Below are 2,407 nucleotides of genomic sequence, written 5' to 3'. Positions count from 1 at the left end.
TGTAGCCCGGCAGCTTGATCAGTCCAGCAAGCCACCCAGGAACCGGCGCCATCGGCGCCACCTGATTATTCTCCGCCTCGATCCGCCCCGCATTGCCCGCCGTCGCCGGATTCAGCCCGCCCGCCGCCGCCATCCCGGCCACGATGCTCGTCACCAGATCCACGCGCGCTTGCTTCTCTTGCGCCGTGAGTCCCTTGGCGGAACCCAGCAGCGAGCCCAGCACCGAACTCGCCGCCGCTCCCATCGCGCCCGCGCCGCAACTTTGGCTGCTTGCTGCCGCCCCCGCGCATCCCACCATTGCGTGCAGCGCGGCGCGCGCCGACTCGGCTTGCGGCGTTCCTTCGCCGAGCGAATTCGCCAGTTCCTTGACCTTGTTCGCCCCAAGACTCTGGACGTAACTGATCGTCGCGTTCGCCGCGAACTGGCCCGCACCGCCCGTGACATTCCCGCCCGCGGCCGCCGTGAGCGCCGTCAGAATCTGCGAGCCCGGTTTTCCCGGCCCCCACGTCTGCTCGATCGCATCCGCCTGTTGCAGCATCGCCGCGCGCTGCTCCGGCGTATAAATGTTGCCGTTCGCATCCTTCGAATTCGGATCGTTCGCTGCTTTCCTCAGGCCGTCGATCTCGCTCGCCTTGTTCTGCACGAACGTCCCCACCTGATTCACAAGCTGGCTCGTGATCTCAAACCCCGCCTCAATCTTCTCCTTGTCGAAGATCGGCGCCAGCGCCCCGCCCGTATCCGACGTATCCCGATTGATGCTCGCCACCGTCTCGGCCGCGGTCTGCCCGGTCAACTGCTGTTGCTTCGCCTCATCCGTGATACGGATGACGCCGCCGCTAATGCCGCTTCGCGTCGTCGAACTCGCATCGTCCGACGCGCTCAGCGCAACCGGCGGCGCAATCGAGAAGCCGCCGACGCTCGGCACGCTCGTCCCCGGCACCGGATTCACGTTGTCCGCGCGGCCCTTCTGGTCCTTGCCGATCTGCCCGCCGTAGCCGCCCGACAGCGCAACCTGCGACGCGTCATACGACGCATGATTTTCGATATCGCTGTGGGTGAGGGTAGCGGTGGTCAGGCTATTCAACCCGTTTTGTACAGCGGAATCCGTGCTCGCCAACACGCCGCCTTTCAGGCCCGTGTTCCCCTTTACGTCGATCTGGAACCCGCCATCGCCAGCCTTGATCCCGCTTTGCTCGGCGACGGCGGCGTAATCGCTCTTCATCTTCGTCTGCCCGACGCTGGCGGACACACTGGAACTCCCCGCGCACAGCGGCGGCACGCAGACATTCACACCGATCCCCGCGCTCTGCTGCTTCGAGTCGTAACGGTCAACGTCCTGCAAACTCTCGATATTCAGGTTCCCGCCGACATCGGCGATCACCTGCATGCCCGATGCCACCGCGCCCGTCAGGTTCGTGTCGCTGCCAGACTGGATCGACAGCGTGTTGCCAGCCGTTACGTGCGTATTCGTCCACGTGCTCGAATCGCCATCGGCATGTCCACGACTGCCCGAAGCACTCGCGGTCAATGCAAGGCCGCTCTGCGAGCCCGCGCCGATCGACACGCCAAGCCCGGCGCTTGCACCGCCATTCGTCGAATGCTGACTGCTCGTGTTTTGCGCGGCTTGCAGATTGACATTCCCTTGTGCAGCGAGCTTCGCGTTGTTCCCCGCCGAGATCGGGCTGCCGATCACGTCGAGCTTGCTGTCCTTGCCCGCACCCGCCGCCGCGATCGTCACGTTCCGGCCCGCCGAGACGGCACTGCCCACCGCCATGCTCGACTGCACCTGCGACTGGCTATCGCTCTTGCTCGCGCCCGCCGATACGTCAATCCCGACGCTCGTCGCCGCCTTCACCGGATCGCCGCCCATCGACTTGAGCGCGTCGTAGCCATTCTTCGCCGCTAGGCCCGTCGCGACGGCGGCCAGCGCCGTAAGCCGGGCGTCGCCGCCCACGTGCTGCGCGGCATCCGCCATCTGCCGGCCGGTCTGCACCGCCGATACGACGGGATTCGTGATGCCTACCGTCAGCCCTGCCTGCCGAAATTGCTGCTGCTCGGCCTGGCTCATCGTGTCGTTCGCCGAATCGATCGTCACCGTCTTGCCGGCCAGGTTCACGTCGTTGCCTGCGTGCAGCACACTGCCCGTCGCGTGCAGATCGTTGCCCGCCGTCACCGTCAGATTGCCGTTCAGCGCGCCAATCGCGCTGCCCGTGTTCGTCACCGACGCCGACTGCTGCTTATCGGTCATCGATCGCGTGCCCGCCGACACCGACAGCCCGCCGTTCGTCAGCAGCCCCGTCTCCTTCTTTTCGTAGTAAGTCGACGACCGCACCGTATCCTGCGACGTCGTGATCTTCACGTCACGCGCCGCGTTCAGCGTCACGTCGTTCGTCCCGACGAGGGCGCT

The 2,407-nt window shown here is 65.8% G+C and carries 1 protein-coding gene; it reads right to left on the bottom strand.

Annotated elements, in window-relative coordinates:
* Positions 1 to 2,407, bottom strand: a 2,407-nt coding sequence (locus tag J3489_RS37085; protein WP_207005751.1) for a hemagglutinin repeat-containing protein, incomplete at both ends; no start/stop codon positions are given.

Source organism: Trinickia mobilis, from assembly GCF_017315705.1.
In the GTDB taxonomy this organism is placed as follows: Bacteria; Pseudomonadota; Gammaproteobacteria; order Burkholderiales; family Burkholderiaceae; genus Trinickia_A; species Trinickia_A mobilis.
The sequence above is the reverse complement of the archived record's forward strand: the minus strand, read 5'-3'. Positions and strand labels throughout refer to the sequence as shown.